The sequence below is a fragment of the Paenibacillus sp. GD4 genome, from assembly GCF_030846225.1.
GTDB classification, from domain to species: domain Bacteria; phylum Bacillota; class Bacilli; order Paenibacillales; family NBRC-103111; genus Paenibacillus_G; species Paenibacillus_G silviterrae.
This window is the reverse complement of sequence record NZ_JAVCYK010000001.1, coordinates 2,646,992-2,673,973: the sequence shown is the minus strand read 5'-3', so window position 1 is coordinate 2,673,973 and position 26,982 is coordinate 2,646,992. Positions and strand designations below refer to the sequence as shown.

The 26,982-nt window shown below is 44.8% G+C and carries 30 protein-coding genes; all 30 read right to left on the bottom strand.

What is annotated here, in order from left to right; translation table 11 throughout:
• Positions 1-17 precede the first annotated feature (17 nt).
• The 30 genes from fliD to RAC89_RS12525 all read right to left on the bottom strand — a co-directional run bounded on the left by fliD (position 18) and on the right by RAC89_RS12525 (position 26,981).
• Positions 18-1,532, bottom strand: a complete 1,515-nt coding sequence (fliD, locus tag RAC89_RS12670) for a flagellar filament capping protein FliD (protein WP_306613887.1) — start codon at positions 1,530-1,532, stop codon at positions 18-20.
• Positions 1,533-1,543: 11 nt separating this feature from the next.
• On the bottom strand, positions 1,544-1,939 hold the full coding sequence (locus RAC89_RS12665; protein WP_306613885.1) for a flagellar protein FlaG: 396 nt from the start codon (positions 1,937-1,939) through the stop codon (positions 1,544-1,546).
• Positions 1,940-2,024: 85 nt separating this feature from the next.
• Positions 2,025-2,603 (bottom strand): acyltransferase, encoded by a 579-nt coding sequence (locus tag RAC89_RS12660; RefSeq protein WP_306613883.1) that lies wholly within the window; start codon positions 2,601-2,603, stop codon positions 2,025-2,027.
• Positions 2,600-3,610 carry a Gfo/Idh/MocA family protein gene (locus tag RAC89_RS12655; protein ID WP_306613881.1) on the bottom strand — a complete coding sequence of 337 codons (1,011 nt, stop codon included), beginning with the start codon at positions 3,608-3,610 and terminating at the stop codon, positions 2,600-2,602. Before RAC89_RS12655 ends, RAC89_RS12660 begins: the two co-directional genes overlap by 4 nt.
• The gene (locus RAC89_RS12650) at positions 3,585-4,901 is read right to left on the bottom strand and encodes a nucleotide sugar dehydrogenase (RefSeq protein WP_306613879.1); all 1,317 of its coding nucleotides are present in this window, start codon (positions 4,899-4,901) and stop codon (positions 3,585-3,587) included. Before RAC89_RS12650 ends, RAC89_RS12655 begins: the two co-directional genes overlap by 26 nt.
• 39 nt (positions 4,902-4,940) lie before the next feature.
• Positions 4,941-5,705 carry an AglZ/HisF2 family acetamidino modification protein gene (locus tag RAC89_RS12645; protein WP_306613878.1) on the bottom strand — a complete coding sequence of 255 codons (765 nt, stop codon included), beginning with the start codon at positions 5,703-5,705 and terminating at the stop codon, positions 4,941-4,943.
• 40 nt (positions 5,706-5,745) lie between these two features.
• A complete protein-coding gene (gene hisH, locus RAC89_RS12640) occupies positions 5,746-6,357 on the bottom strand; it encodes an imidazole glycerol phosphate synthase subunit HisH (RefSeq protein WP_306613876.1) in 612 nt (203 codons plus the stop codon).
• A gap of 13 nt (positions 6,358-6,370) precedes the next feature.
• Complete coding sequence (locus RAC89_RS12635) at positions 6,371-7,540, bottom strand: N-acetyl sugar amidotransferase (protein WP_306613875.1); 1,170 nt, start codon at positions 7,538-7,540, stop codon at positions 6,371-6,373.
• A 14-nt stretch (positions 7,541-7,554) separates the two neighbouring features.
• Positions 7,555-8,121, bottom strand: coding sequence for an acyltransferase (locus RAC89_RS12630; protein WP_306613874.1), 567 nt, complete (start codon positions 8,119-8,121; stop codon positions 7,555-7,557).
• Between the two features lie 5 nt (positions 8,122-8,126).
• Positions 8,127-9,095 carry a dTDP-glucose 4,6-dehydratase gene (locus tag RAC89_RS12625; RefSeq protein ID WP_306613872.1) on the bottom strand — a complete coding sequence of 323 codons (969 nt, stop codon included), beginning with the start codon at positions 9,093-9,095 and terminating at the stop codon, positions 8,127-8,129.
• 10 nt (positions 9,096-9,105) lie between these two features.
• The gene (locus RAC89_RS12620; protein WP_306613870.1) at positions 9,106-10,347 is read right to left on the bottom strand and encodes a DegT/DnrJ/EryC1/StrS family aminotransferase; all 1,242 of its coding nucleotides are present in this window, start codon (positions 10,345-10,347) and stop codon (positions 9,106-9,108) included.
• A gap of 5 nt (positions 10,348-10,352) precedes the next feature.
• The gene (locus RAC89_RS12615; RefSeq protein ID WP_306613868.1) at positions 10,353-11,348 is read right to left on the bottom strand and encodes a Gfo/Idh/MocA family protein; all 996 of its coding nucleotides are present in this window, start codon (positions 11,346-11,348) and stop codon (positions 10,353-10,355) included.
• On the bottom strand, positions 11,341-11,835 hold the full coding sequence (locus RAC89_RS12610) for an acyltransferase (protein ID WP_306613866.1): 495 nt from the start codon (positions 11,833-11,835) through the stop codon (positions 11,341-11,343). Before RAC89_RS12610 ends, RAC89_RS12615 begins: the two co-directional genes overlap by 8 nt.
• A gap of 5 nt (positions 11,836-11,840) precedes the next feature.
• Positions 11,841-12,947, bottom strand: a complete 1,107-nt coding sequence (locus RAC89_RS12605; protein ID WP_306613864.1) for a DegT/DnrJ/EryC1/StrS family aminotransferase — start codon at positions 12,945-12,947, stop codon at positions 11,841-11,843.
• Between the two features lie 2 nt (positions 12,948-12,949).
• Positions 12,950-15,931, bottom strand: a complete 2,982-nt coding sequence (locus RAC89_RS12600) for a glycosyltransferase (protein WP_306613862.1) — start codon at positions 15,929-15,931, stop codon at positions 12,950-12,952.
• 19 nt (positions 15,932-15,950) lie between these two features.
• Complete coding sequence (locus RAC89_RS12595; RefSeq protein ID WP_306613860.1) at positions 15,951-16,289, bottom strand: hypothetical protein; 339 nt, start codon at positions 16,287-16,289, stop codon at positions 15,951-15,953.
• A gap of 159 nt (positions 16,290-16,448) precedes the next feature.
• Positions 16,449-17,612 carry a flagellin N-terminal helical domain-containing protein gene (locus tag RAC89_RS12590; RefSeq protein WP_306613858.1) on the bottom strand — a complete coding sequence of 388 codons (1,164 nt, stop codon included), beginning with the start codon at positions 17,610-17,612 and terminating at the stop codon, positions 16,449-16,451.
• Positions 17,613-17,779: 167 nt separating this feature from the next.
• On the bottom strand, positions 17,780-18,025 hold the full coding sequence (gene csrA / locus RAC89_RS12585) for a carbon storage regulator CsrA (RefSeq protein WP_306613856.1): 246 nt from the start codon (positions 18,023-18,025) through the stop codon (positions 17,780-17,782).
• A complete protein-coding gene (fliW, locus tag RAC89_RS12580) occupies positions 18,019-18,480 on the bottom strand; it encodes a flagellar assembly protein FliW (RefSeq protein ID WP_306613855.1) in 462 nt (153 codons plus the stop codon). Before fliW ends, csrA begins: the two co-directional genes overlap by 7 nt.
• Before the next feature lie 63 nt (positions 18,481-18,543).
• Positions 18,544-19,113, bottom strand: a complete 570-nt coding sequence (locus tag RAC89_RS12575; protein ID WP_306613853.1) for a DUF6470 family protein — start codon at positions 19,111-19,113, stop codon at positions 18,544-18,546.
• Positions 19,114-19,189: 76 nt separating this feature from the next.
• Positions 19,190-20,095 (bottom strand): flagellar hook-associated protein FlgL, encoded by a 906-nt coding sequence (flgL, locus tag RAC89_RS12570; protein ID WP_306613852.1) that lies wholly within the window; start codon positions 20,093-20,095, stop codon positions 19,190-19,192.
• A gap of 25 nt (positions 20,096-20,120) precedes the next feature.
• Positions 20,121-21,674 (bottom strand): flagellar hook-associated protein FlgK, encoded by a 1,554-nt coding sequence (gene flgK / locus RAC89_RS12565; RefSeq protein ID WP_306613850.1) that lies wholly within the window; start codon positions 21,672-21,674, stop codon positions 20,121-20,123.
• 24 nt (positions 21,675-21,698) lie between these two features.
• Positions 21,699-22,199, bottom strand: a complete 501-nt coding sequence (locus tag RAC89_RS12560; protein ID WP_306613849.1) for a flagellar protein FlgN — start codon at positions 22,197-22,199, stop codon at positions 21,699-21,701.
• Between the two features lie 22 nt (positions 22,200-22,221).
• Positions 22,222-22,482, bottom strand: a complete 261-nt coding sequence (gene flgM / locus RAC89_RS12555) for a flagellar biosynthesis anti-sigma factor FlgM (protein ID WP_306613847.1) — start codon at positions 22,480-22,482, stop codon at positions 22,222-22,224.
• Between the two features lie 103 nt (positions 22,483-22,585).
• On the bottom strand, positions 22,586-23,002 hold the full coding sequence (locus tag RAC89_RS12550; protein ID WP_306613845.1) for a flagellar protein: 417 nt from the start codon (positions 23,000-23,002) through the stop codon (positions 22,586-22,588).
• Between the two features lie 120 nt (positions 23,003-23,122).
• Positions 23,123-23,614: a ComF family protein gene (locus RAC89_RS12545; protein WP_306613844.1), complete on the bottom strand. Its 492-nt coding sequence runs from the start codon at positions 23,612-23,614 to the stop codon at positions 23,123-23,125.
• Between the two features lie 7 nt (positions 23,615-23,621).
• Positions 23,622-23,873, bottom strand: coding sequence for a hypothetical protein (locus RAC89_RS12540; protein WP_306613843.1), 252 nt, complete (start codon positions 23,871-23,873; stop codon positions 23,622-23,624).
• 32 nt (positions 23,874-23,905) lie between these two features.
• Positions 23,906-25,597: an ATP-dependent helicase ComFA gene (locus RAC89_RS12535; protein WP_306613842.1), complete on the bottom strand. Its 1,692-nt coding sequence runs from the start codon at positions 25,595-25,597 to the stop codon at positions 23,906-23,908.
• Between the two features lie 168 nt (positions 25,598-25,765).
• Entirely contained in the window at positions 25,766-26,164 is a 399-nt protein-coding gene (locus RAC89_RS12530) for a glycosyltransferase family protein (protein ID WP_306613841.1), read from the bottom strand.
• A gap of 91 nt (positions 26,165-26,255) precedes the next feature.
• Entirely contained in the window at positions 26,256-26,981 is a 726-nt protein-coding gene (locus tag RAC89_RS12525) for a response regulator (RefSeq protein WP_284643200.1), read from the bottom strand.
• Position 26,982: the final 1 nt, after the last annotated feature.

Here is a 26,982-nt window from a genome sequence, read left to right as displayed (position 1 = left end):
ACACTCCCATCAATTTGTTACTTTCCGCCAAGTTGTTGAGCCAAGCTTGCAGACTGGGCGTTCATTCTGTTAATCGCTTGCTCCATAGCAGTAAATTGCCGATAATAACGATTTTCAATATCTGCCAACCGGCTGTTATAACGATCTATTTGTACTCCAAGAGCATACATCTTTTTACCAAGAAGGGTATCGTCATTTAATACGCTGGTTAAACCCGTTTGTTCTTTGATTTCCTCCAATGCATTCTCGAAGGTTTTGTACATTCTCTCAGCTATACCAATATCCGAGCCATTGGAGCCTTCAACGCCATTAGCCGTGAATAAAGCCGTAACCGCTTCCGGGTCTGTCTCAAGGGCTTTTCGCAATTCAGCCTCATCCTTGAGATAGAGCTTTCCTTTCTCAGAATATAATCCCGTTTCAATCCCTATTGAGCTTAAAGTGGTGTAGTCTTTATTCCCCGTATCCACTTTCCCTGCGGCTGCATATCGCATTTCAGAGATTGCTTTGCTAAGAATAGAGTCGTTGCGCAGCAACCCACTCTTGGCTTTCTCTTCCCAGAGCTTAATGTCGTTTTCTTTCATGTCTTTCTTTTGTTCATCCGTCAGAGGCGTATAACTTCGATACTTCGACTCCCCTACCTTATCCTGTAAAGCCTTCAGCATTTCATTATAATCTTTAATAAAACCTTTAATAGATTCAATTACCTTATCTGTATCCGAAGTAACATTAATGTTAGTTGGTGTTACCCCACTCTTTGCTTTCAATGTAATTTCAACGCCATTGACGGTAATTACGTTGCTGGCTGAGGTGGTCTCAATTCCATTAATAAATGCTTTCGCATTGACTCCTTGAGTGGAATCAGCTGCCGTATTGAATGAAGGATCAACATTCAGCACAGTCTTAAGGAAGTCGCTATCGTCAACAAACTGGATATTGCCCGTTCCATTAATAAGACCCGTTTCTTTTGAAGTAAAGGAAACCTTCCCGTCGCTGTAATACGCTGTTACTTTGGCGCCGCTGCTATTGATTTTATTAATTACATCATCCAGGGAATCTTCATTCCGGTTAAATTTAATTTCCTTACCATTAATTTTAATCGAATAGTCATCCTTCGTAAGGTTGCCGGTCAGATTAACATCCTCATCTACTAACTTCTTGCTGGAATTAAAATTAGTCGATGCCCTAAAATCCCCTGAACTCCATTTCATTGCAGCAGACGCAACCGTATCTACTTTCACATTCAGCGTTCCCGTAGAGGCCGTGCCGGTGGCTTTAGCGGTCAGTGTAGTTGTATCGCCCGTTATATCTAGCTTTTTTGCCGTTAAGGTTCCCTCTTTTTTAAATTCAAACAATTTACTATTTCTAAAGTCATACATTTTCGCATTCATATCTAAATAGCTTTCTCGCTGCCAGATGACCGTCTGTCTCTTTTGGGTCAGCTTTTCTACAGGCATCCGATGTGCCTTCATAAGATCGCTAACAAGAGTATCAACATCCATTCCTGAAGCTAGTCCGCCAATTCTAAATACCACGTTGCTCCCCCCTATCTCTTTTCATCAACCAATAAGCCGGCCATCTCCCATACCTTCGCAAGGAAATCCAGACTTTTCTCCGGAGGAAGCTCCCTGATGACTTCGCCGTTCTCCCGATTTTTAACCTTCACCATAATCTTCTTGGTTTGCTCATGGATGGAGAATTCCAAAGATGTGGAAGTACCCTCAAGAGCCTTGATTGCACGATCGATGGCCTTAATCACTTGCTCATCACTAATGGTAATTGGATCACCCTTGAGCTCCGCTTTTTTTAATTCCTGAACAGAAGCTATCGCAGCGACTGACTCCGCCTCTATTGAACCCGATTTCCCTTTCACGTCGAGTGATGTGCGCTCCGCTCCAAATCCTCTGCTTACATCAATACTGATTGACATGTCTGAACTCATACAAAGCCCCCTCCAAATAAACATAGTCCTATCATCTATATCGGTTTGGTATAGGGGATGTTTTATAGAATAAGTACTAAATATTTCAAATTTGTTTGCTGACTTTACTGCTCTGCATGATATACGTTCTTCCACAGGAACAAATGGAGGTATCCTTCTTTCCGAAATCAAGCCTCTCTCCACATTCACAAATCCAGCCAATCACCTTCGCAGGAACCCCCGCAACTAACGCATAATCAGGCACTTCTTTCGTCACTACCGCGCCTGCTGCAACCATAGCTGATTTCCCGATCGTTCTTCCGCAAACGATGGTAGCATTGGCTCCAATGGACGCCCCCTTTTTCACAAGCGTAGGCAAATAATCGTCACTTGTGTTACGGGGGAAGGCTGAACGAGGAGTTTTGACATTGGTAAACACCATGCTTGGGCCGCAGAACACATCATCCTCTAAAATAACTCCTTCATACAAGGAGACATTGTTCTGGATCTTTACATTGTTTCCTACCTTCACATTAGAGGCAACAAACACGTTTTGTCCTAGATTGCAGCCCTCGCCAATGGCAGCCCCGCCCATCACATGAGAGAAGTGCCAGATTCTTGTTCCCTTCCCAATCACTGCACCCTCATCTACATAAGAAGAAGGATGAAGAAAATAATCCGTCATTCTACACTCATTCCTTTCGGTGCACTGGAACTTAACGCTGCTGACGCCTGCTCCAATACGCGTATTACCTCTAAGCCGTTGGCCCCGTCGGACAAAGGCTTTATTCGCTGATCGATACACTCTAGAAAATGCTGGCATTCCAGCCTCAAAGGCTGAACGGCTCCCTCGAATACAACTTCCGATCCTTCATCCCGGTTACTTAGGTCCGCATGAATCCCTTTCTGATGCAGAGTAACCGTCTGCTTCTCTTCGTCATACAGCAGCATTCCCTGGTCGCCAATGACGACTAAGCGCCGCCTCATCTCGGGCCATAACCATGAAGTATGGAGGTGCGCTACTGTGCCGTTCGTAAACGTAAGATGTAAATAATAATCGTCTTCAACGTCAGACTGAACAATGGCTTGACTACTTGTTACCATATGCTCAGGTGCCTGCCCTGTTAAGTACAAAAATACGGCAATATCATGAACGCCAAAGCTCCATAGGACATTTTCCACAGAGCGTACTCTTCCTAATTTCATCCTCTCCTGATGCAAGGATTTCAAAGAGCCAATTGAACCGACTTCAATGAGTTCTTTTATTTTGCGGATAGCCGGTTGATATAGTAAAAGATGCCCCACCATTAGGATTCGCTGCAGCTTTTCAGCCAGCTCGACCAGCTTTTGAGCGTCTGCTGTAGACAAGGTGATTGGCTTCTCTACGAACACATCCTTGCCAGCTTGCAAAGCATAACTGGCAATTTCATAATGAGTAGGAGCCGGCGTAGCAATAACCACTCCCTTGGCATCCGTGTTTTCAATAGCTTCCTTATAATCTTCAAATAACGGAACAGCGGGATAATCATTGGACAGGCCAACTCGCAAATGGGGAGCAGACTCGACCACAGCAGCCAGTGCATCTAGCTCGCGGAAGGTACGTACTAAATTTTTGCCCCATTGTCCTGCTCCGATAACGATAACCTGTGGCCCCATAAGCTCTCCCTTATAGTCGATAAATTTTGTTGGCATGTTCTTTCTCAGCTTTCAATGCATTTCGCGTATCAAAAATAACTTTAGAATATTGCGCAATCATTCCATAGTCAAAGCTCGTATGATCTGTCGTGACAACAACAAGGTCCGCTGCTTCCAAATTCTCTCGAGTTAAAGGTATCCCTTCATATTTTCTGCCGCGGTAGGCAAAATTAGGAATATGTGTATCGCTAAAAACGACGTGTGCTCCCTTCTTTTCCAGAATATCAATGATCTTCAAAACAGGAGATTCCCGAAAATCATCAATATCCTTCTTATAAGCTACCCCGAGCAAATGAATCGTTGAATTCTTAATCGGCTTCGCTTCCTCATTGAGGATGCTCCCAATTCGTTCTACTACATACTCCGGCATGCTATTGTTTATCTCACCCGCAACCTCTATCAATCTCGTATGATAGTTAAATTCACGAGCTTTCCACGTTAAATACCATGGATCGATTGGAATACAATGGCCGCCTAACCCCGGTCCCGGATAAAACGCCATAAAACCGTAAGGCTTAGTCTTAGCCGCATCGATTACTTCCCAGACATCAATTCCCATACGGTTACAGAGAATTGCCATTTCGTTAACAAGTGCTATGTTAATATTCCGGAAGGTATTCTCCAGGATTTTTTCCATTTCCGCAACAGCCGGCCTAGTTACCCTGTGAACGGAACCTTCCAGGACCTGCTCATACAGTGTTGCTGCAATTTCAGTACAAGCCGGAGTTATACCTCCTACCACCTTTGGAGTGTTCTTCGTATTGAAGTTTTTGTTACCCGGATCCACTCTCTCAGGTGAATACGCGAGGAAGAAATCAGTGCCGCATACCAAACCGCTTGTTTCAAGAATCGGTTTTACGACTTCTTCCGTCGTGCCTGGATAAGTGGTACTCTCCAGCACAACAAGCATTCCCGGACGCAATCGCTTTGCAATTTCTTCAGACGAAGCCTTGACATAGCTTATATCAGGCTGCTGATATTCATCTAGGGGTGTCGGCACACAGATGGCAACGATATCTAGGTTGTTGATTTCACTATAATCTACCGTTGCTCTAATGCGCCCTTCTTGGACAAGGTCCCGCAATTCATCCTCGACGACATCACCAATATAGTTAACACCTTTATTCACCATATCAACGCGGCTTTGCTGAACATCAAAACCAATGACATGATATCCGGTCTTCGCCTTTTCTACGGATAAGGGAAGCCCCACATACCCAAGACCAATGACACCAAGAACTGCTGATCTATTTGTTATCCCCTCAAGTAATCTGTGTACTAGTTCCATCGGGAGTTCTCCTTTGGTCTTTTTCCAATGTAACAGCTGCTACTTGGCTAAAACACTATATAATTTTCGTTTGTCAGGGAAATTCACGAGCACGCCCATTCCTTTGTTCTGGAAAACAACCATGCTCCCTAAGCTCACAGCGGAAGCATGACCATTGCGAACGGCGTCTGCGATGTGATCGATACTTCCCGCTCCTCCATTAGCAATGACAGGAATCCCTACTGTATCGGAAACCATCTTTATTAGGTTCGTATCAAAACCCTTCCAAGTACCTTCATTATCTATCCCTGTAAGCAGGATTTCACCCGCTCCCAAATCCTCGAGTTGCTTCGCCCATTCCAAGATCCGAGGCTTTTGCTTCGTCGAACCCGAGTGGGAATAAAGCTGGTATCCGGAGAACATTCCTTTGCGTACATCAATGGAGGCAATAACACTTTGTGAACCATAGACCTTGGCGATGTTATTAATGATTTGGGGCTCGCTGTACAAGATACTGTTTAAGATGATTTTCTCGAATCCTGTGTAGAATAATTGTTCAGCTTGACTGAGCTTCGTGATCCCGCCACCGTAGGAAAGTGGCATGAAGCATTCGCTTACCAACGAATGGAGAACTTTGAAGTTCGGCTCTGCTGCCCGCTTGCTAGCCGTTATATCTAGAATCATCATTTCGTCGACTTCAAGTTCATTAAATATGCGGCACGTATTTAAAGGGTCGCCAATGTACTGTTCATTTTTAAATTTAACGGTTTTCACCAGAGTATCGTCTTTAAGCAGTAAGCAGGGGATAATCCGGGTTCTCAACATTCGCCTTCTCTGCCTCCACATTGCTAGGTTCCATGATTCATCACAGCTTGGCAAAGTTGCGCAAGAGCTGCATCCCATATCTATGACTTTTTTCCGGGTGAAATTGAACACCATATATATTTTCGCTTTGAATCCCTGAGTCGTAGCTGATGCCATATGTGGTCTTTAACATGGAGTGCTTCTCATTCTTCACATGTACGCGATAGGAATGTACAAAGTAAAATTGGGTCTCTTCATTGAACCCTTCGGTTAGAGGACACGGATTGGAGACTTGAGTCAAATTCCAGCCCATGTGAGGAACTTTCAAGTTGGCTTCCTTTGGAGATGGGAATCTGCTTGCATGGGCATCAATCCAACCTAATCCAGGCAAGTCCCCTTCTTCACTCCCGTTTGTCAGTAACTGCATACCAAGACAAATACCGAGAATAGGTGTCTTTTCAAGGATTACCTTTTGCTCCAGCAAACTTCTCAGCCCCAGCTCATCTATTTTTTTCATAGCAGCGTCAAAGTGGCCGACACCAGGCAGAATGAGCTTAGTGGCTTGCTGAATGTCAAGTAACTCTGAGGTAATTTGTGACTCTACCCCTACACGCTTAAACATATTTACGATGGAACCCAAATTTCCCAACCCATAATTAACAATTGTTATCAAGTAACCGCCTTCTTTACCGTTGATCCTTGGTGGTATATTTAAGGTAGAAACTCATAGGCACCAGACTTGCTTTTGCCAGCATATAAAACAGAGGCCTTAAAGACTCAAATAAAGGTTTATACGTAGGATAGTCCTTGTAAGATTTATTTGGTATACTCATCAAGCTGTGAAGCTGTTCATCCGTTAGATTCATCCGTTCCTTGAAGTAGGTCAGCAAACCTTCCTCAGCGGTTGGGCTTTGATTGAAATAAATATCCATCGCTTCGGCTCTCGGCATACTGCCTGAACGAGCAGCCGCGGCCAGGCTAAGATTGCGATTATCGATGCCAAACTTTACGTAGTTGTAGTACGTGTGCTGCATGGCCGTGATCCGGTTCTCCAGATGATGCCCGCCGTAATATTCCCACCCGAACTCCTTCTGTAAGTATTCCCTGGCTTGTTCCTTTGAGTAATCCATGTACCAGAAGGGGCGAATCTTCTTTATTCGTTTAAACAATGTCCATTTCATGAACGCTGCAAAATGCATTAAAGGATACGTCTTCATAGGCAAACGGCCGAATTGCCGGTGGATGGATTGAATATATTTTCCGTCAAAATACATACTTCCAATTGGTGCAATTCCCTCCGTTACGAAGGAGTGCCCCTCAATGACGTACTTGACTCCATATTTGGAGGCTGCTCTATACATCACCTCTGCCAAAGCAAGATCCGTTGATGCGTCGAGCTCCGGTACGCCTGCCTTCATGAAGGATAAAAAGATGTCATCGGCCTCTTTGTTATCTACAACGTACGTATATAAATCAACATTCAGCTTGCTGAGCACCTTCCGAATATTCTCCGTTGCAATGGCCGTATTCCAGGTATTGTCATAATGGACGGCCAACGGTTTAAGGCCCCACTCAATGACTTTTGCCAGCAAGTATGAAGAATCTGTGCCCCCAGAAACTCCGATGACACAGTCATATTTCTTGCCTTTTCCGTCACGTTTGATTTGTTCGATGATTTCATTCAGTTTGCGGAGCCCTTCAGGTTTTCCTGTTTGATACTGCTCCAGCAGCGAATCCATCATGTGGCAGAAATTGCACACACCCGCATCATCAAACGAAATCCCTCTGATGGTCTCATCATATATACACCGACTGCATACCTGCAGAACCTTGCCTCTATGGGTGATCGTCTCCATCCTTCTGTTTCCTCCTAGCAGGAGTGATCCTGCGACTTGTAACTGTAATCCAGCGTCACATTCCCGTCTTCGTCTAAGCGGACTTCGCCTATCTTGCGGGCAGGAGTACCCGCAATGATGGTATAGTCAGGAAAGCTCTTATTGACGAAGCTGTTGGCGCCAATTACACAACCTGTCCCAATTGTAACACCTTTGGAGATGATACACATTGGTGCTATATAGCAACGGTCACCAATCTTTGTGGGCCCTGTTGTTCTCGGTTGCTTTCCTCCGGAAACGGACCATTGTACCGTATCATGCGTGTAAATCTGAACTCCCGCAGATATACTGCAGTAATTCCCAATGGTCAGTCCACCACCCGAACCATCAAGGAGGGTGAAAGGTCCAACCCATGTATTTTCACCTATCTGCACCTCGCCGAGGATCATACTGGAATCATAGATGCTTGTCCCGTCTCCCGCACCAATGTACCGCGCTTTCGCCCAACGGTCAAAGAGCAGCTCATTCGTAGGAAGCACCCGATTCCACGTACTTTTCATTTCTTCCCGCTTCTCTTGAATTTCCTGCATGAATGAGCGCATGCTTCTCAACTCCTCAGGGTGCCGGAATACCAATCCAAGGTCAGCCTAAGACCCGTCTCAAAATCATATTCAGGGTAAAAACCAAGTATCTCTTGGGCCAGCTTAGCAGAGGCACACAGATTTTTCACGTCTGATTTGCGCTCCGGTCTTCGTTCGATCTCACCCTTGTAGCTATAATAATCGCAGATCTGATGGATAAGTCTGTTGATGGAGATATCTACACCTGAACCGAGATTGATTATTTTGCCGCGGCACGCCTCATTTTCATAAGCTAACAGCATAGCCCTTACTGTGTCCTGTACAAAAATGAAATCTCTGGTTTGTTCTCCATCCCCTTCAATTACAGGACATTCACCATTAAGAATTCGCTGTGCGGTAAGCGGAATGATAGCAGCTAGTGCACCTTGCGAATTTTGTCGGGGACCATAGTTATTAAAAGGTCGGATAATGGAACAATCAATGCCTTCCGTATGATAGAAGGAATGCACCAATAAGTCTGCTGCCGCTTTACCTGCTGCGTAGGGAGTAGTAGGATTCATCGGATGGTTCTCATCCATAGGAGAATATTGTGCCGTCCCATATGCCTCAGACGACGAAATATGAATTAGCGTTTGATAGGCACCTGATTTAATGAGCTCTAACAACACATTAGCTATCTGGACATTAACCATGTAGGCATCAAATGGATTGAAAAAAGAGTAGTTCAAAGCGATAGTCGCGAGATTGTAAACAACCTCGATCTTCTCTTTCTCCACGACTGAACGAACTACTCCATAATGTCTCGCATCATCACGGTAGACGATCAACCTTTGATCCTTAGAGGCCAACTCCAGGTTCTCCGGTTTGCCCAGGAAAAAGTTATCGAGGACAACAACTTTCCCCGCCCCCCGCGCAAGCAATAAATCGCATAAATGACTCCCAATAAAGCCCGCTCCACCGGTAACTAGAACGTGTTTTCCTGCTATATCCAACATAAAGAGTCCCCTATCTTTCCGACATCTCGTTTATTTCACTAGCTACCTTCAGTATGGTAGTGATAACAGCCTTTTGATCTTCATCGGTCATTTGTACGTACAATGGCAAGGTGATGGACAAACGATCAGCCGTATAAGACACAGGAAGATCTCGCGGCGTATATCCATACTGCTCTTTGTAATAGCCCAACATATGGACAGCGTGCGTTCCTTGGCGTGTGGAAATACCAAGCTCCTCCAGGCCAGCCAATAGTTTATTTCTGTAATCTCCAAGAGCGTCAATATCGTTAATGCCCAGGCCTTTAGGGTCGATCATACAAACATAGGATTGATACGTGTGATAGTATCCTTCCGGCACTGTTGGCGGGATCAGGAAAGGTATCTTCTCATGAATCCAGTATGTGTATAAGGACGCTCTTCTGTTGCGTTCCTCCAGCAGCCAATCCAACTTCTGAGCCTGTGCAATGCCAACTGCTGCTTGGATATCATTCATGCGATAGTTAAAACCTATCTCATTGAATTCCGGTAGAAGGAAGCCCTGCCCCGTATGTCGCTGGTCTGCGGATACCGAAGCTCCATGACTTCGCAGGGTCCGCAACCTCTCCGCCAAGGCATCGTCATTGGTAAGAATCATACCACCCTCACCCGTCGTGATAGACTTACGGGGATGGAAGCTTAGACAAGACGCATGGCCAAATCCACCTTCATAGACAGACCCGATTCGGGCTCCTACCGCACAGGCTGCATCCTCGATAATCATAAGATTATATTCCGCGGCGATCTTATTGATTCGATTCATATCGGCACATAGGCCGAACTGATGCACCGCAATTATTCCCCATAAGCGATTCCCAGTCTGTTTATGAAATAATCCATCTTCTTTTTTTACATAGTAGATATTGATTAACTGCCGTACATGCTCTGGATTTATATTAAACGTGGCTTGTTCAATATCTGCCAGTAGTGGTGTTGCTCCTGTCATACGAATGGAATTGACTGTAGCTACAAATGTAAACGATGGAGCAATTACATCCATTCCTTCGCCCAATCCAAGAGCAACCATAGCCAAGTGTAACGCGGTTGTGCATGATGTCGTAGCAATACCATGACGCACACCCTCGTGCGCGGCTATAATTCGCTCGAACTCAGCCACCTTCGGCCCCTGAGCTACCCATCCACTGTCGAGAACATCATGAATGGCGTCTTTTTCTTCCTGTGTAAAGAATGGCTTCATTACTGGAATTTTGTTCACAAGCATCACGTCCTTAGTCCCTTCATGGCTTCCTCGAGAATCTTCATCACTCGAATGGAGTGCTCCGTTCCCGTTAAGGAAGCTTGACCGTTGTTGATGCATTCGATGAAATGCATAACGCTATTTTTGAGAGAATCCTCATTCTTAATATTCGGGATAAAGATGTCACCTGTCCGAGTTTCGACCTCGTAGTGACCGTATTCCTCATAATTGGTTACATCAAAGCCATGATTATAGATCATCAGCTTTTCCGTCAGCTTCACATCATCGAAGATAACCATCTTCTTCGTGCCGGCAATCATCATGCGACGCTCCTTGAGTGGCGATACCCAGCTTGATTTAATATGAGCAATAAATTGAGGGTATTTCAAGGTCAAGTACGTTATCGATTCTTGATCGCCATACAGGACTTGTCCCAATGCAGAAAGGGTAAGTGGAGTTTGTCCCGAAGACAAATAGTCGATAACTGCAATATCATGCACCGCCAGATCAAGCATCGCGTTCACATCTTTGCGGATAGGCCCCAGGTTGATTCGGGAAATATCAATATACATTAAATCTCCAAGCTCGCCGCTATCCAGCATAGCCTTCACATAACGTATGATGGGATTAAAGACCATTATATGATCACAATGAACTATAAGTCCGTGCTGTCTGGCTTTGGCATGAATATTTTCCGCTCTCTCGACGGTGGAAGCAATCGGCTTTTCGATAAAGCAATGCTTCCCCGCATCGAGAGCATCCATAATAATCTGATAACTTGGCTCGGTTTGCGTTGCAACCACAACGGCATCGATCTCCGGGCATTCAAGTATAGTCCTGTATTCGTCCGTATAGAGCTCTACGTTCCCGCCGTACAAGGATTTTGCCCGCTGCATGCGACCGGAGTTCATCTCGCAGATCGCATATAGCTTTACACCATCCGTATCCGTAATATTTCTTGCCAGGTTAGGACCCCAATACCCATATCCGATAAGACCAATATTCAATGTGTTAGTCAATCTTATTCCCATCCTTATCGATATGATAGGCGTATCTCGCGGGGTTGCCTCTAACAAGAGTATACGGCTCCACATCCTTCGTCACGACACTTCCTGCCGCAACCATGGCATATTCGCCAATCATCACCCCGCAGATGATGGTACAGTTGGCCCCCAGGCTTGCACCCTTCTTAACGAGGGTAGGTGTAATCTTCCACTCCGTATTAAAGGCCCTGGGCACTCGGTCATTGGTAAAAGTGACATTGGGACCAATAAATACATCATCCTCCACGGTGACTCCCTGATAAACCGATACCCCGTTTTGAATTTTGCAGCGGTCGCCAATACGCACGTTTTTGTCGATATACGTATCCTTAGATATGATGCAGCTACGACCAATAATACTGTCCTCACGAATTTGCGAGTTGATCCAGACACTCGTGCCCTCTCCGATGTGACTGCGCTCAGATACATGAGCCGAGGGATGAATGAAGACCGGTGTACTCATCTGTATCACCTGCTTAGGATGGTTTCAATAATATAATCCTGCTGATCTTCAGTCAGAAATGCACTCATTGGTATACTTAAAATTTCTCGGGATACCTGCTCCGTAACAGGGTACTCTTTCGGATCGATTTGAAGGCAGCTGAGTGCTTCTTGCCGGTACATAGGCACTGGGTAGTGTACGGCGGTTGGGATCTGTTTGGAATTCAAGTAGGCAATGAATGCTTCTCTGTCCTTCACCCGGATCGAATATTGAGCATATACACTGGTTCGGTCGCTCTTGATAACAGGTGTCACGATGCGTTCCGAGTCAACTGCTGGACGGAGACCTTCTGTGTATCTTTTGGCAATTCTGTCTCTCTCCAGTACCTCATCGGGAAAGTACTTAATTTTCACATTCAGAATCGCTGCTTGTAAGGTGTCCATACGACCGTTAATCCCAATATAGCGGTGCTGATAACGGGCGGATTGGCCGTGCACCAGTAAGGATCTCATTTTCTGGGCAAGCTGATCATCATTCGTAAAGATAGCGCCACCGTCTCCGTAGCAGCCCAATGGCTTAGACGGGAAGAAGCTTGTACAGCCAATGGTGGACAAATTGCAGGATTTGTTGCCTTTGTACTCCGCACCAAAAGATTGGGCAGCATCCTCAATTACGGCAATATTGTATTTTCCGGCAATCTCGTTAATCTCATCCATGTCTGCGCATTGTCCATACAAGCTTACCGGAATAATGGCTTTCGTTCGAGCTGTAATTTTCTCCTGCAGGCGCTCCGTGTCTAAATTATACGTTACAGGATCGATGTCGACAAATACAGGGGTACCGCCCAGCAAACAAATGACTTCTGCTGTCGCAAAGAAAGAGAAGGGAGAAGTGATGACTTCGTCCCCGGGTTTAAGATCGAGGGCCATAAGAGCTAGCAGCAGCGCATCGGTACCGCTGGAACAGGCAAGTACATGCTTGGCCCCAGTGTACTCCGCCAATGATTTCTCCAGCTGAGCCACCTGTGGTCCCATGATGAAGGCTGTGGACTCCAGTACACTCGTAATCGCCTGATGGATCTCCTCTTTATTCTGTTCATACTGCTGCTTCAAATCGATAAAAGGAATTTGCATGCTTATCGAGCTCCCACATCGGATAAAATCGTTTGGTATAAATCAATAAATTGCTTAGCAATAATTCTCGCGTCATGATGTTTCTCGACATACAATCGACCTTGCTTGCCCAGATGTACACGTTGATCCCAATCAGTAAGAAGAGATTTCAATACTTCCTTCACTGTTTCGGGATTCGCGGTAACGAGAGGTAGTTCGCTCGGATAAGTCTCTCTTATATGCTCGTTAATATATGTGATGACCGGCTTGCCCATAGCCATGGATTCTATAGCTAGTATACCGTAGCTTCCACACAGTAACTCGTCGAGGACTATATCCGCCTGTTGGTAGATTTGTCTCGCTTCATCATGTGACTTCCCTTGAACAAGGACAAATTCAAAGTCATATTGGCTCTTAAGCTCTTCAACCGCTTGCAGAATGAACTTTGTGCCTTTAATCTCGGGTGAAGTAGGAGCATGTACAACGAGTGGTTTTTTCTTACGAAACTTGAACCGCGGATCAGGCATATACTTCTCTAAATCTATCGTTTGTTTAATAAAATGAATATGTTTATGATATCCCTTAACATATTGATAAAGCTCATGGTCCGCTACAACGCAATGGTCGATCATTGAACCTAAATGCTCTAATTTCCTCTTAATTTCATCTTCGTCCGACACTTTAACTTGCACATATCGGTTCCACTCCCTTGCCACGGATAGCATACGAACCTCAGAGCCCCAATAATGCATGAGAACAGCTTTCTTAGCTCCGCGCAGTAACGGTAGATCGGAGTGATCTAATGTTAAGGTTGTGCCGAAATGGAAGTGGAATACATTAAAGCATTCCATGGCCTTTTTTGTAATCTCTCCAAGATCCTTAACCATTCTGTCTTTATTAGTGTGGGTATGGATGTCTAATTCATAATCAGCATAGTATCTAAGATAGTTTGGATGATAAGTTAGACTTCTAGCGCAAACCTCATTTTGTTTTAACCCTTCAGTTAAAAGTGACATCTGGTTGGCAATCTCAATTGAACCCTGCAAAACTTTTAATTCATTTCCAGACTGTGAAGAGTCACGTTTCATTGAAGCCAAAATCAATTGCTTCGATGCGTTTAACATCATGTTCGCAATCCAGTGCTTAACCAACTCTGCTAGAAAAGGATAGTGTTCTGCCGCTCCTTTATAGTACTCAATAGCATTCTTCTGTAATCCACTATCGAAAGCCTCCTTGGCCAGGAACAGTAGAATATAAAATTGATGCTCACTATTATCAAAGGTTTTGTAGTTCATTCTAATACCATTGGTCTGATACAATGACGAAATATAATGAATGCCGGCTTGCTTATACTCTTCCGATAAACTTAAATCCTCAGCAGTGAGCGGCATGTTGCTAGCTTTAGCTTTTTCTATTGCTGTTAGAAACAGAACATTACCTATTGCAGTAAGCAATCGGTTGGCATGATAATCGTTGCTTCTCGCTCGAGTATTTTGAAGATAATTTTTAAAGTACTGAACCGATTTTTGTGAGTAATCAATTGCTATTTTTACAAGTGTCTTAATGTTCCCATCGGATAGCTTTTTTAAATACGGGAACAGATTGATTTCTGCTTCAATCGCGTAGGTTAATACTTGTGAATAAGGTTCTGAACTCAACACGCTAATATCATAGTTGCCTATAAAATTACGGATAAGTGCTGTATTGTGCTTTTCCTTCCGAATTGCATTAAACCGAGAGTAAAGGTCTTGTCCTCCAGCAAAGACAGCCACAACTTCACTAACATCCGACTCCTCCATCTCTTTAAGCTCATTCTCCATGCAAGCTACAAAAAAAGGGAGCAATGATTTGTCGTTTATTGCATTGTAAAAACCAAAAAGCTCGTGATAACGTTTAAGTTTTAGATAATTTCGGATAAAAAGTATTGATTTTTTATTACTTTCATACATGTATTCAGCATATTTGAGCGATTCCCCATATCTTTCTTTGGAATATAAGTAATCCGATAGATGAGAAGCCACTACTGCAGCCGCTTGCTTATCAACTGTATACATCTCAATTGATGAGAATTTGGCCAAATCCACCTTATTCGCTCGATACTCATCCAATAATTTAAAATACTCAACAAAAACGGCCTCTGCTTCTTCCTTTTTGTCTAGATAATACAGTGATGCAGCTTTATAATAATACAGATCAAGATACTCAGAATTATCGGCTAACCCTTTTTCAGACACGTTTATACACTCTTGCCATTTATCATTAAAAAATAAAATCCGGACATATTCACCAAGTACATAATAATACCTTGTTTTTATTAATGACTCTTCTAGCTTCTGAACTAATTCAAAAGCTTTTTCAATTTCTTCAAGAGCCTCTTTATTATCCTTATGCATTAAATAACTTCTCGCGAGTTGGAACCGATAATATATACTATTAGGATCTTTCTCTAATTCCTTTAAAAGTAATGTACTTGTTCTCTTGAACTTTCTTTCCATCAGTTCTGGATCATCATTGTAATATCCATAATGATTTATAACTAAATCGGTATTAATGACAGGACCTTTAAATATCGGTTGATTATGAATAGATCCAGCGTAATGAAACTCCCCGTCATTTCGAAATAACCGTTCTGATACATTATAGATTTCTTTCTTTTCATCCTTAAAAACATAGTTCCTAACTTGCATCCGAATGGTGTTAAATCTATTGATTTCATTATATTCAAAAACTTTATGCAGATCAGTCGGAGCATCCAGTTCTTCATCGGCATCAATAATAAAAATCCATTCCCCCTTCGCGTAAGAAATGGAAATATTGCGCATTTCGGAAAAATGGTTATTCCATTTATGAAAATACACTTTATCTGTATATTGATTTGCTATTAAAACTGTATCGTCTGTTGAACCTGTGTCAACAATGATGAGTTCAGACGGAATAGCGGACATAACAGGTTCTAGACTTCGCAAGCAGCGATTGAGGTTTTTTTCTTCATTCTTCACCATCATGCAAATACTTAATAAAGGTTTATGCATCTCTAGTCAGCTCACTCCAATATTCAAGTAAAGGTTTCAATTCAATGGAAATAACGTCCATAATTAATAAATAATTTTGTTCTTCCATAGCTTGAACTAAATCTTGTAATTTCTCATTCAACTCGTTTAAATCGAGAGACGGAATAGTTGCTTGCAAGCTATTAATTGTATCAGCCAGGACTCCTAAGTCCTCGGCAAGAAACAAAAGTCTATCATTCACTTCTATAAAATGTTGTTTACTTATTAAATTAGAGATAGATTCGATACGCAAATTTAAGTTAATAATAAACTCTTGCATATCTAACTTTAATTGATGAAGTTCAGTAATCACTTGTTCCATCCCCTTAATTGTCATTGCCTTCTATGTTTTATATCGGTTTTATTACGTCGAAACTAAATAATTAAATTAATAAAATCAATCATGTATTTATTTACAACAAAAAAGCCCGAATCCTGTGGGATTCGAGCTTTTTTGTTGTAAATATTAAAATTAACGAAGCAACTGAAGAACGCCTTGTGGGGATTGATTCGCTTGAGCAAGCATTGCTTGCGCAGCTTGAGTCAGGATGTTGTTCTTTGTGAAATCCATCATTTCCTTCGCCATGTCTACATCACGAATACGAGACTCGGCAGCGGCCAGGTTTTCGGAAGAAGCACCCAAGTTGTTGATTGAATGCTCCAGACGGTTTTGATAAGCACCCAATTTGGAACGTTGAGTCGATACATCATCCAAAGCCGCTTGGATAGCAGCAATTGACGCCTCAGCAGCGCCTTTCGTTTCAACGTTAACAGAATCAACATTCAGGGCAGCAGAACTCATGTCCTCAACAGCCACGTTCATAACCTGCGAGGAATTTGCACCGATTTGGAATGTCAGAGATGCATCAGTACGATCGTCAACCTGGGCTCTTGTAGTAAACGTAACTTCTTCACCGATGAAAGCAGCCATTGTACTTGCACCAGTACCCATAGCGCCGAAAGTGATTGTTGCACCAGTTGTACCAAAGCCATGTGTGCTTCCACCGCTCAATGTAACCGCGACAGACGTTCCATCTGCTTTCGTAAGAGTCGCATTAAATGCACCTGTTGTTGCATCATTGATTCCTGTAATTTTCAGGTTGAATGACACATCTGCACTAACTGAAGTCGCAGAAACAAGAGTAATACCAGTAACGAATGTTGTATTTGAAGTTTCATTTAACTTCACGGTAGCCAGTTTGAAACCAGCACCACCAAGATCACCATTAAGCAACTTCTTAGTGTTGAACTCAGTTGTATTTGCAATTCGATCCAATTCTTTAACCAACTGGTCAACTTCTTTTTGAAGTTCACCGCGGTCAGCATCAGTGTTCGTATCGTTGGACGATTGAACAGCCAGCTCACGCATACGTTGCAGGATGCTGTGAGTTTCAGTCAATGCACCCTCAGCAGTTTGGATCAGGGAGATACCGTCTTGCGCGTTGCGTTGTGCTTGATCCAAACCACGGATCTGGCCGCGCATTTTCTCGGATATCGCGAGACCTGCAGCATCATCACCTGCACGGTTGATGCGAAGACCGGAAGACAATTTCTCAAGTGATTTGCCTACCGCAGTGTTGTTACCAGACAGCTGACGGTGAGTGTTCAATGCAGCAATATTGTGGTTAATTCTCATTTCTTTCTTCCTCCTTGAAGTTTATGTACTATCCCACTTCCATGTGGGAAAAATTGTTGTTACTTATAAGGTCGGCCGCCCTAATAAGTAACATCTAATTATGTATATCGGTCGATTCTTGGATTTTTTTAATAGCTTTTTGAAAAAAAAGTCGTACGATGTACCTATTATTTTTCTTTTATCTTTGCTTTTAGTGATCCCGTGAGCTTGCGCAGGTCCACCAGTCCCGAACTCGATTGAGCAGCCTTGTTAGCGGCTTCAATTTGTAGATAAATTTCTTTCCTGTGAACTTCAACATGCTGGGGTGCCTTGATCCCTAAACGAACAGCATCTCCCTCCACATCCAAGATCACCAATTCGATTTGCTCCCCGATCATAATGGACTCGCCTTTTTTACGAGACAACACTAGCATGAGGGGCCAGCCTCCTTTGAAGAAACTTCTGTTTTCTGAGCCAGTGGGTGTTTTGTCCGATAATCCGTATTGTGTAAAATGATCTGTTTGGCCCTCTTAGCATTAGGATTTACAATTATTGGGGCCAAAAGATTCATTGTTGCCTCGAAGCTCTCGTGATGAACAGTAATGATCCCTAGAACCATCACATCTGACTCAGATCGAATGTGCAGTTCATCCTTGATTGACTCGGTTAAATCAAACTCATAATCCACGAAAAAGAAAAAGGGAGGTGCTACAACAAAAGATATGTTGGAATTATCTACCGATTGGAGATAAGCAAACGGTTGCTCCTCCTCAAATTGAAGCAAAGCAAATTGATTATACTCTTCGAATCCCGGCAAGCCTTGGGGAAAATCAAGCAGCTGTTCCTTACTAATTTCAATTTCGCCAAAGTGAAGTGTGTTGCACTTCATCACTCTTCATCTCCTTATTCGTAAAAAAATAAAAGGCTTGGGCAGCCTCTTTAAAATATTAGATCAAATTGTTTGGTCAATTGCCGGAGGCGTAATCTCTACACTCGCATACTGGAGCATATACATGTCCAGCTTTCCTCTCTGGAAAGAAAGCTCGGGCTTATTAGGATGTGTGTTTACATCAATACGTCCATCCGTCACTTGAATTTCCGGCTTTCTCGCTTGATATGTGATGTCTACATTATCATAAGAAGCTGGGCCCGCGTAATCGAACTCCGGAAAAGTGAAGAATAAATCCTTTGCATTCTCTGCAATTGCATTTCTCTTAGAAGCAATATCTGCTAATCGGTTTCCTTGCTCTACTCTCCGGGCAATCCCCTGCAAAGCAATACTCTCCGCCTGGGAATAAATTCTGTTCATCGTTGTAAGGATCCCCCCCTTACCATAGGCATCCCAAGCTTTGCTCTGGTCTATCGTCAACTCGCCTATCGGCTGCTTCATATCAAGTTGAGAGGGAATCCGTTTCATTTCGTAGGTCGCTTTCGGTTGCTGCTGCTCTATAACAGCATGATCTGCGTCCATGCCCAGCTTAGCATACTGCTGTCTTATTTGTATTTGAGGGAAGGTAACCATCCTCTGCCTCCTCCTTGCTCAAATTTCAAGAAAAGGACGCAGCATACAGCAGCGTCCCTCTTTCTATTATTACCTATTACCGGATAAAGTCAATTAAACTCGACTGTATTAATTTGGCCCCGACGGAAAGAGAAGATTGATATACATTTTCGCTCATCTTGAGCTTTGTAATCACTTCTGCCATGTCCGCATCTTCCGTCTTCGATTGCAAGGATTCCAAGTTAATTGAAATATCATCGAGTCTATTTTCGATAAATTCAATCCGATTGGTTCTTGCTCCAATCTCGGCTCGCATTTCAAGCAGCTTCTCCATACGCGTATCAATGGAATCAATTGCATTCGAAACCGCAGTATAGTTTCCCGCCCCAAGATTGGTAACCAAATCATCAACTACTTTAAACATGGCATCAGTAACAAGTGGGTCTGTTGGATCCCCGAAGGCTTGATTCCCAGTGATGTTAACCGGGAGCATGATTCCCGCACCGACCTCAAAACGAATGACACCGTTATCCGTAGCTTCATTCACAGCGTTCGTCGCTGTATAAGGAGCTTTATCTGTAAGCTGCCCATTAAATACAAACTTTCCTTTAAACTTACTGTTCCCAATGTCAAGCAGTTGTTTGTAGAGTTCTTCGACCTCTACCTTAATCGCATCCATGGCTGTCTGGGGATTAGAGCCGGTTGCCCCCTTTACTGCAAGCTCGCGAACCTTCTGAAGCACGTCCCCTGCTTGTCCAAGCATAGTGTCCAAATATTCCAAGTTAGAAACCGCAGTATCCACATTGCGCTGGTACTGTGCGTTCGCACCGAGCTCCGTTCGATAGCGCATGGCATAAGTAATACCGACAGGGTCATCGGAAGGAACGTTGATTCGTCTTCCCGTGGAAAGCATAGCTTGCTCTCGGTCCATCTTCTTAATATTTTTGTTGATATTACTAAGCAATTGCGTATTCATCATGCCTTGCGTAACACGAACCGGCATTATACGTCACTCCCACGTTCATTTACTAGCGACCGACAAGCCCCATGCTATTGATCACTTTATCTAACATTTCGTCAAAAGTAGTAAGCGACCTCGCAGCGGCATTATATGCATGCTGGAATTTGATCATGTTTGCCATCTCTTCATCCAGAGATACTCCACTTACTGATTGACGTCTTGATTCGACCTGATCAACCAGGTCTTTCGAATTCGTCGCTTGGCGAATCGCCTCCGATGTTTGAACCCCAAGCTGACCGATAACCGATCTATAATAATCATCAACCGTGACTTGGCTTACATCTGTACCCGTCGGGAAACTAAACTGTTGATCCTTCAGCTGGGACATCAATACGGCGAGGGTGTTGTCCCCTTTGATCACCGTACCTCCAAGCCCTGTCCTTGTCATCCTCATGGAAGTTGCAATGAGCTCAGGATTATCGACGAAATCCATGTTAAGCTGAATGGTAGCTGCTGTAATAGCTCCACCATCTTTAGCAACAAAGAAGTCTCCGCTTGTATAAGGCGACTTGAAATTGTAACCCAATTTGTGCAAACCGTTGATTCCGTTCACTTTTACAGAAAGGTCAGACGTTAACTCTCGTGTCGGGCCACTATAGGTAACACCATTCAATACAGTCCCCTCAGGCAGAATCGTACCTTTGGGTATGGTAACTGTTACTTCTCCATTCGCCATGGTGTTGGCAATCGAGTTAAATTCATTAATATAATTGGTAACGTACGTATTCCTGGAGATAATCATTCCATGAACCTCACCACCGGACAGATCTCCTGATTCTAGAGCACTTTCCAATGATGCACTGGAAACTGTAACGGGACCGCCACCAACCGTCAGCAACGCAATATTTCCCATAGTAATATTATAGCCGTTATCCGTCTCTGTAACCGAGACATTGGCAATACTTGATAAATCATCAAGCAGCAAATCTCTTTGATCTCTAAGATCATTCGCATCATTGCCGATGCCTTCAACCCGTCGAATCTCCAAATTCAGCTTATTAACAGACTGTAGGATACTGTTCATCTGGGTTGCCTTCACATCGATATTCTCTGTAAGGTCACTCCTAAGATCGGTCAAACGCTTACTGGTCGAATTAAACGCGTCGGTCAGGGACATAGCCGTTTCCCGCAAAATCTTACGTCCGTCAATATTCTCCGGATCCTTACTCAGATCGGACCATGCATTCCAGAACTTGGTTATCAATGAACGAATTCCTGAATCCGATGGCTCATTTACGATCTTCTCCAGCTTCTCCAAGGAATCCTGCCGGATCGTCCAGCTACCCAGTGAGTTGTTTTCGTTATAATATTGATCGTCCAAAAACTTCTCTCTGACCCGCACAATATGATCAAATTCTACGCCCTGTCCCATCTGTCCAGGAACATTACTTCTCATCAGTCCAGGAAACTCAATTGGCTTTGAAGCCACCATATTTACAACTTGCCTCGAGTAGCCTTTTGTATTCGCATTGGCTATATTGTGTCCAGTAGTAGACAACGCCGCCTGCTGCGTAAACAAACTCCTTTTGGATATCTCAATACCACCGAAAGTAGACCGCATTGGAAGACGGCTCCCCCTTTATCATTAACCTTTTGTATCAAAAAGCCCTTGTCGCTTCATTCCGTAACCCTGTTGTTGCGGATTATGGTAGATTACATCATCCTCAGGGGGACCAACAATAATATCTAAGGAGTAATTAATATAATTAAGAGACTGTTGAATAAGCTCCTGATTGAACTGATTCAATTCCCTCAACTTGCGTATCGTACCCATAAGCTGCTTCTGTGTATCTGTCAGCTGCTTCTTCTCATCTGCGTTAAAAATAATCTTCGTCAGGTCTCCCACCGTCACTCGTGGATTCGGCTTATACCCTTTTTCCATCAGGAACTGCCCGATCACTTCCACACGCTGCTGATCCAATTCTCCGATCTGCTTAAGCAGCTTATTCTCCTTAGTCACGATCTGGGTTAACTGCTCCACTTGATTGTGAATGAGCACATGCTTCTTCTGCTCAGCCAGTTCTAGTAGCGTGTTGTGAATTTCGTTCAAGGCCGACATGATCTCTAACAGAGCTTGAAAAGACAAGGCTCATTCACCTCTTTGTTTGTTATTTCAAAAACGGGAACAGCTTTTCCACGAGCTTCTTCGTATCCACATGATATGTACCATCCGCAACCGACTTCTTTAGCGATTCGATCTTCTCCGAGGAAGCCACTCCCTGAGTTTCCAGCAGTTCCTTGGCTTCATTCGAAATCTGCACTTGATCCAGCTTGCCCTTCTTGCCGTTAACCTGCTGCTGCTGAGCGTCCTGCGTCTTCTTATATTGATTGACGGCTCCGATCCGATTCGGTCCATTAATCTTCATCATTCCCACCTCATTCGACACAAATAGTAAACCCACCGTAAAAGCGTTACTACTTTTATCGGTGGGCTCTATTCAAAAGTTTATATGTAATTATGATATCAATTTCCTATTTGTCTTGCAAACGATCCTTGATCTGGAAGCTCGGTCCGTGATTCGCCTGGTTCGCCTGCCTTTTCTGCTGGTCCTCCTGCAGGTTCGATACATCCTTCGCGAGACGAGAACGGCACGGCTCACAGATCGTCCCCTCACGGATGGACGTTCCGCACACCTCGCAACCAATAGACATGTTCGGGTTGTGTTTGATGGAAATGCGCCCTTCGCGGATAAACTTCGTGATCTGAGCGACAGAAACCTCTGTGGCTTCGCTGAGCTCTTGAAGAGAGCACTGTTTATTCTCCCGCAAATACTTTAAACACTTCTCGTATTGCTGCTCGATGTCCTTTATACAGTTAGGGCATACCCCGTAATGATTCTTCATAAACACCTTGCCGCAGCGATAGCAGTTGGCGACATTCAAACTCATTTCCGTAACCCCTTTCTATATATCCTGCGCCTGAACTAGATGTATAGTTCTAGTTTACTGTATCTATCGACATTTTGCATGTGATTTTTTTGTGGTATCCTTCACAGTCTCGATTGCCAATTACCGAGCCCAGTTCAATCCATAAACTTCAATCGCCGGAAAACGCTCCTTCACCACCCGCGCACATTCATTTAATGTACTTCCTGTTGTGTAGACATCATCCACGATAAAAAGCTTGACACTAAGATGCTGCCGCTGCAGCCGTTGAAGCCCTTCCATGCCCACCGATGCAATCCGAAATACTCCAAGCATGTCCTCCACCCGTTCCGCACGTGCTTTCAGACTTTGCTTATTCGTATGCCGGGTCCGTTCGAATAATGGCAGCACCGGGATTTGGGTCCGTTTACCCAGTTCTATGGCCAGCTGCTCCGCCTGATTGAAACCCCGTTCGTCAAATCTCTCCTTGCTTAGAGGGACGAAGGTTATATATTCCGTGGACTCCCGCTTCCCATCAGCTCTATGAAGCTGAAGCGCATGCATCAGCATCGGACCAAGCACTTCCTTTAGCCTTTCTTGCCCACGATACTTATACAACGCGAGCCAAGACTTCATCTGTTCATCATACCGCACCGCACTTCGATTCCTTGTAAAATAAGTCACCGACCGCCGCTTGCAATCCATGCAAGCCTCGTATCGGCCGCAGCATCCACACTGTACCTCGTGAATCCACGGTATGGAATGCCAACAGCTCAGACATACCGGCAAGGCTCTCTCCCCGCGGCACGCTCCCCCGCAGCTGAGACACGCTTTCGACGTTGCCGCCAAACCAGACTCCAGTGTGGCCAGCAGACCAGAAGCCCACTTGCGCCACGAATGAAGTAAGCTTATCAAACAATTCCCCCCTTAGCTTTTGGGCAGTAGCAAACCTTTCTTGCGGGCCAGACGATTCATGCTTTTGATCTGCTGTATAGCCTCTGCCTGCGATCTTGTTTTTTCCTTAGAGTAAAAATAAACAAAGCCGTTCGGGTCCTGCACCGATCTTCCGGCTCGGCCTGCCATCTGAACCATCGCGGCTGAATCAAACACAGGAGAGTCCGCGTCCAAAATAAACACATCGGATTGCGGAATCGTCACTCCTCGCTCCAATATCGTTGTCGTAATCAGCAACCGGATTTCACGTGCACGAAACGCAAGCACCTTCTCTCCACGGTCAGCATCCTTTGAGGAGGTCCCTTCGATTCGCACATCAGGCAGTGCCTTTCGCAGCAGCTTCAGCAAGGGCTCCACCATCGAAATGTTCGGAACAAACACGAATAGCTGAGCCCCCCGGTCCAGTGATTTTTTTAATTTACTAATTAGCACGGCAGGAACGTTCCCCCGTTGAACGATGGTTCGCAGCGCGAGCGACTTCTCCACCGTAGGTTCAGGCAAGGGCTGCCGATGATACCGCGCAGCTACCTTAACGTGAGGAAGCTTTCCTCGAACGGCAAGTTTCCTCAACGGGGAAGGTGGCGTAGCAGACAAAAGAAAGTTTACCCCCCACGGTTTACACACCTTTGCGGCAGCAAATAGGAGCATGGGATTATTATGATAGGGAAAAGCGTCAATTTCATCGATGATCACCAGATCGAAAGCATGCCGAAACCTCATCAACTGATGCGTCGTAGCGATCGTAATCTCCCCTTGCTCCCAGCGCTGCTCACTCCCACCGTACAACGTAACTACCGCTGCATCAGGAAATGCCTTGCGTATACGGGGCATCAGCTCCAGCACAACATCTCTTCTCGGTGTTGCCACGGCCACCGTACCGCCCCGTGATAGTGAATACGAGATCATTGGAAAAATCATTTCCGTCTTCCCAGCACCGGTTACGGCCCATATCAGAAATCTGCGAGGCTCTTCTCCATTCATAGGTGAAAGGAATATATTTGCTTTCAAAAAACGAAGCGCTGCATCCGCTGCTTCCTCCTGAATCGAGCTTAGTCCCCACGGACTTGTATAAGCGGACAATTCCTGTGAATCCTCTTTATTTCCTCGGCAACTGCTAACCCCGCTAACTACAATGGAACAGAATCTGGCTCTTCCCATCGTTAGGCATGCCTCACAATAAGCACAGTCTTGCTGACAGTGCGGACATGCAGCCCAGCGAATGGACCTAGCAGCCCCAGCATCTCTGTTCTTCTTAGCCTCGGTGCCACAACGGCAGCATTGATATCGCTTTTCCCGAAAAATAAATCCCCGTTCACGTATCGCCACCCCTTGTTCAATTTCTACCAACCCGGCAAGCCATGCGCGCTGAAGATCGTATAGAAGCGTCGAATCGGTTTTCATTTCCCCACGGGCACTCTCCAGTAACGCAACCAACTCGTCCATGAGGAGCTGCCGCCCTTGAAGCATCATCGCCATGTAGCGAATTCTTTTCTCATCATCTACTTCATTTGCATATCCATGCTCGGCACCCGGCTTCCACTCACGAATGAGCCATTCTTGCGTACTACCGGGTCCTACTCCAAGCACATCCGCACCTAACGCCCGAATCCGCTTTGAAGTCACTACAGCGTTCCCTTCACGTGAAAAACGCTTCTGCAGTTCCATAGCTTGTCCGAACGAAAGAGCCGGTTCCAGTACACGCAGCTTGAAGCACGGGCCATACAAAGACAGATAATGCTGCCGGTCTGCCCGCAAATCCAAGGATACATGCCAGGAACACGCTGACTCTCGAATTACAGCATAAAGATAGGCCTTCATGCGACTCCTTTATGGTTACATAAATTTGTAAGCGGTTTCTAAACCTTCGTTTTGGCTAAGCCGAACGACAACCACTTGCTCATTCTCATGCTCCTGGACCCAATCGTCCCAGTTCCATGCTTCTGCTGAGCAGATGTGCAATTGATGTTCTTCGCTTAACCTTGCTACAATAGAGAGCGTCTCGTCCGTCGAGCCTTCATCCACTAGAGTTACGGTAATCGCACGGCCTTTGAGCCATGAGAAAAAACCAAGCGACCGAATGTACCACTCCACCTGCAGCTGGTTGTTCCTCGTCACGAGCACATAGTGCATCATGCGTTCCAGACCGCGGCGCTGAAATCGCCAGTGGAGCCAGTGGATCAGCAGGATCCCGACGGCATAGGTACCCATAATTCCAACCAAGCCTAACATCATAGCGGCTCCCTCCCTTAAGAACAGTATATGCCGCTAGGAGTAGGTTGGTTCCATGCCCTTTGCAAAATCTTTACAGATCATTCTAGCCGATCTACAGTGTAACCCAGCCATTCTTAATCGCGATAATAACCGCTTGTGTTCGATCGTCCACTTCCATCTTCTGCAGAATGCTGCTGACGTGGTTTTTGACCGTTTTCTCACTGATATATAAGAATTCCCCGATCATCTTGTTACTCTTGCCCTCAGCCATCAAACGTAATACCTCCGCCTCACGACGCGTAAGCGGACTGTTATCGGAATGAACGTATTTCACGCCCGCTTCCTTCGAAACCGTACCTCCGCCTGCTACGCCTACCTCGTCCAAATAGGTCATGCGACGAAGCTGGTTGATCAGCTTACCCGTCACCTTCGGGTGAATGTAAGCATGCCCTGCCACAACGGAGCGAATAGCGTTGATCAGCGATTCTGCTTCCATATCCTTCAGCAGATAGCCGGATGCGCCCTTGCGGAGCGTTTCAAAAACATAGCTCTCATCATCATGAATCGAAAGAATGATCACTTTAATATCCGGGAAAATGTCCTTGAGCTTCTCCGTAGCCACAACGCCGTTCTCAATCGGCATGTTGATGTCCATGAGGACGATGTCCGGGTGCAGCGTATTGCACAGCTCAATGACTTGAATGCCATCGCCGCATTCGCCTACTACCTCCAGGTCGTTCTCCATGTTCAGGATGCGTTTGACGCCTTCCCGAAACAATTGGTGATCATCCGCCAAAACCAGCTTAATCGAACGCTTCGCCGTACCAATAATGTCCATT

What these genes read in the sequence shown, in the direction of transcription:
- RAC89_RS12665 (WP_306613885.1), bottom strand. Translation starts at nt 1,939, where the DNA reads ATGAGTTCAGACATGTCAATCAGTATTGATGTAAGCAGAGGATTTGGA.
- RAC89_RS12660 (WP_306613883.1), bottom strand. Translation starts at nt 2,603, where the DNA reads ATGACGGATTATTTTCTTCATCCTTCTTCTTATGTAGATGAGGGTGCA.
- RAC89_RS12655 (WP_306613881.1), bottom strand. Translation starts at nt 3,610, where the DNA reads ATGCCAACAAAATTTATCGACTATAAGGGAGAGCTTATGGGGCCACAG.
- RAC89_RS12650 (WP_306613879.1), bottom strand. Translation starts at nt 4,901, where the DNA reads ATGGAACTAGTACACAGATTACTTGAGGGGATAACAAATAGATCAGCA.
- RAC89_RS12645 (WP_306613878.1), bottom strand. Translation starts at nt 5,705, where the DNA reads ATGTTGAGAACCCGGATTATCCCCTGCTTACTGCTTAAAGACGATACT.
- RAC89_RS12635 (WP_306613875.1), bottom strand. Translation starts at nt 7,540, where the DNA reads ATGGAGACGATCACCCATAGAGGCAAGGTTCTGCAGGTATGCAGTCGG.
- RAC89_RS12630 (WP_306613874.1), bottom strand. Translation starts at nt 8,121, where the DNA reads ATGCGCTCATTCATGCAGGAAATTCAAGAGAAGCGGGAAGAAATGAAA.
- RAC89_RS12625 (WP_306613872.1), bottom strand. Translation starts at nt 9,095, where the DNA reads ATGTTGGATATAGCAGGAAAACACGTTCTAGTTACCGGTGGAGCGGGC.
- RAC89_RS12610 (WP_306613866.1), bottom strand. Translation starts at nt 11,835, where the DNA reads ATGAGTACACCGGTCTTCATTCATCCCTCGGCTCATGTATCTGAGCGC.
- RAC89_RS12605 (WP_306613864.1), bottom strand. Translation starts at nt 12,947, where the DNA reads ATGCAAATTCCTTTTATCGATTTGAAGCAGCAGTATGAACAGAATAAA.
- RAC89_RS12600 (WP_306613862.1), bottom strand. Translation starts at nt 15,931, where the DNA reads ATGATGGTGAAGAATGAAGAAAAAAACCTCAATCGCTGCTTGCGAAGT.
- RAC89_RS12590 (WP_306613858.1), bottom strand. Translation starts at nt 17,612, where the DNA reads ATGAGAATTAACCACAATATTGCTGCATTGAACACTCACCGTCAGCTG.
- csrA (WP_306613856.1), bottom strand. Translation starts at nt 18,025, where the DNA reads ATGCTAGTGTTGTCTCGTAAAAAAGGCGAGTCCATTATGATCGGGGAG.
- fliW (WP_306613855.1), bottom strand. Translation starts at nt 18,480, where the DNA reads ATGAAGTGCAACACACTTCACTTTGGCGAAATTGAAATTAGTAAGGAA.
- RAC89_RS12575 (WP_306613853.1), bottom strand. Translation starts at nt 19,113, where the DNA reads ATGGTTACCTTCCCTCAAATACAAATAAGACAGCAGTATGCTAAGCTG.
- flgL (WP_306613852.1), bottom strand. Translation starts at nt 20,095, where the DNA reads ATGCCGGTTCGTGTTACGCAAGGCATGATGAATACGCAATTGCTTAGT.
- flgK (WP_306613850.1), bottom strand. Translation starts at nt 21,674, where the DNA reads ATGCGGTCTACTTTCGGTGGTATTGAGATATCCAAAAGGAGTTTGTTT.
- flgM (WP_306613847.1), bottom strand. Translation starts at nt 22,482, where the DNA reads ATGATGAAGATTAATGGACCGAATCGGATCGGAGCCGTCAATCAATAT.
- RAC89_RS12550 (WP_306613845.1), bottom strand. Translation starts at nt 23,002, where the DNA reads ATGAGTTTGAATGTCGCCAACTGCTATCGCTGCGGCAAGGTGTTTATG.
- RAC89_RS12545 (WP_306613844.1), bottom strand. Translation starts at nt 23,614, where the DNA reads ATGAAGTCTTGGCTCGCGTTGTATAAGTATCGTGGGCAAGAAAGGCTA.
- RAC89_RS12535 (WP_306613842.1), bottom strand. Translation starts at nt 25,597, where the DNA reads ATGGAACTGCAGAAGCGTTTTTCACGTGAAGGGAACGCTGTAGTGACT.
- RAC89_RS12530 (WP_306613841.1), bottom strand. Translation starts at nt 26,164, where the DNA reads ATGATGTTAGGCTTGGTTGGAATTATGGGTACCTATGCCGTCGGGATC.
- RAC89_RS12525 (WP_284643200.1), bottom strand. Translation starts at nt 26,981, where the DNA reads ATGGACATTATTGGTACGGCGAAGCGTTCGATTAAGCTGGTTTTGGCG.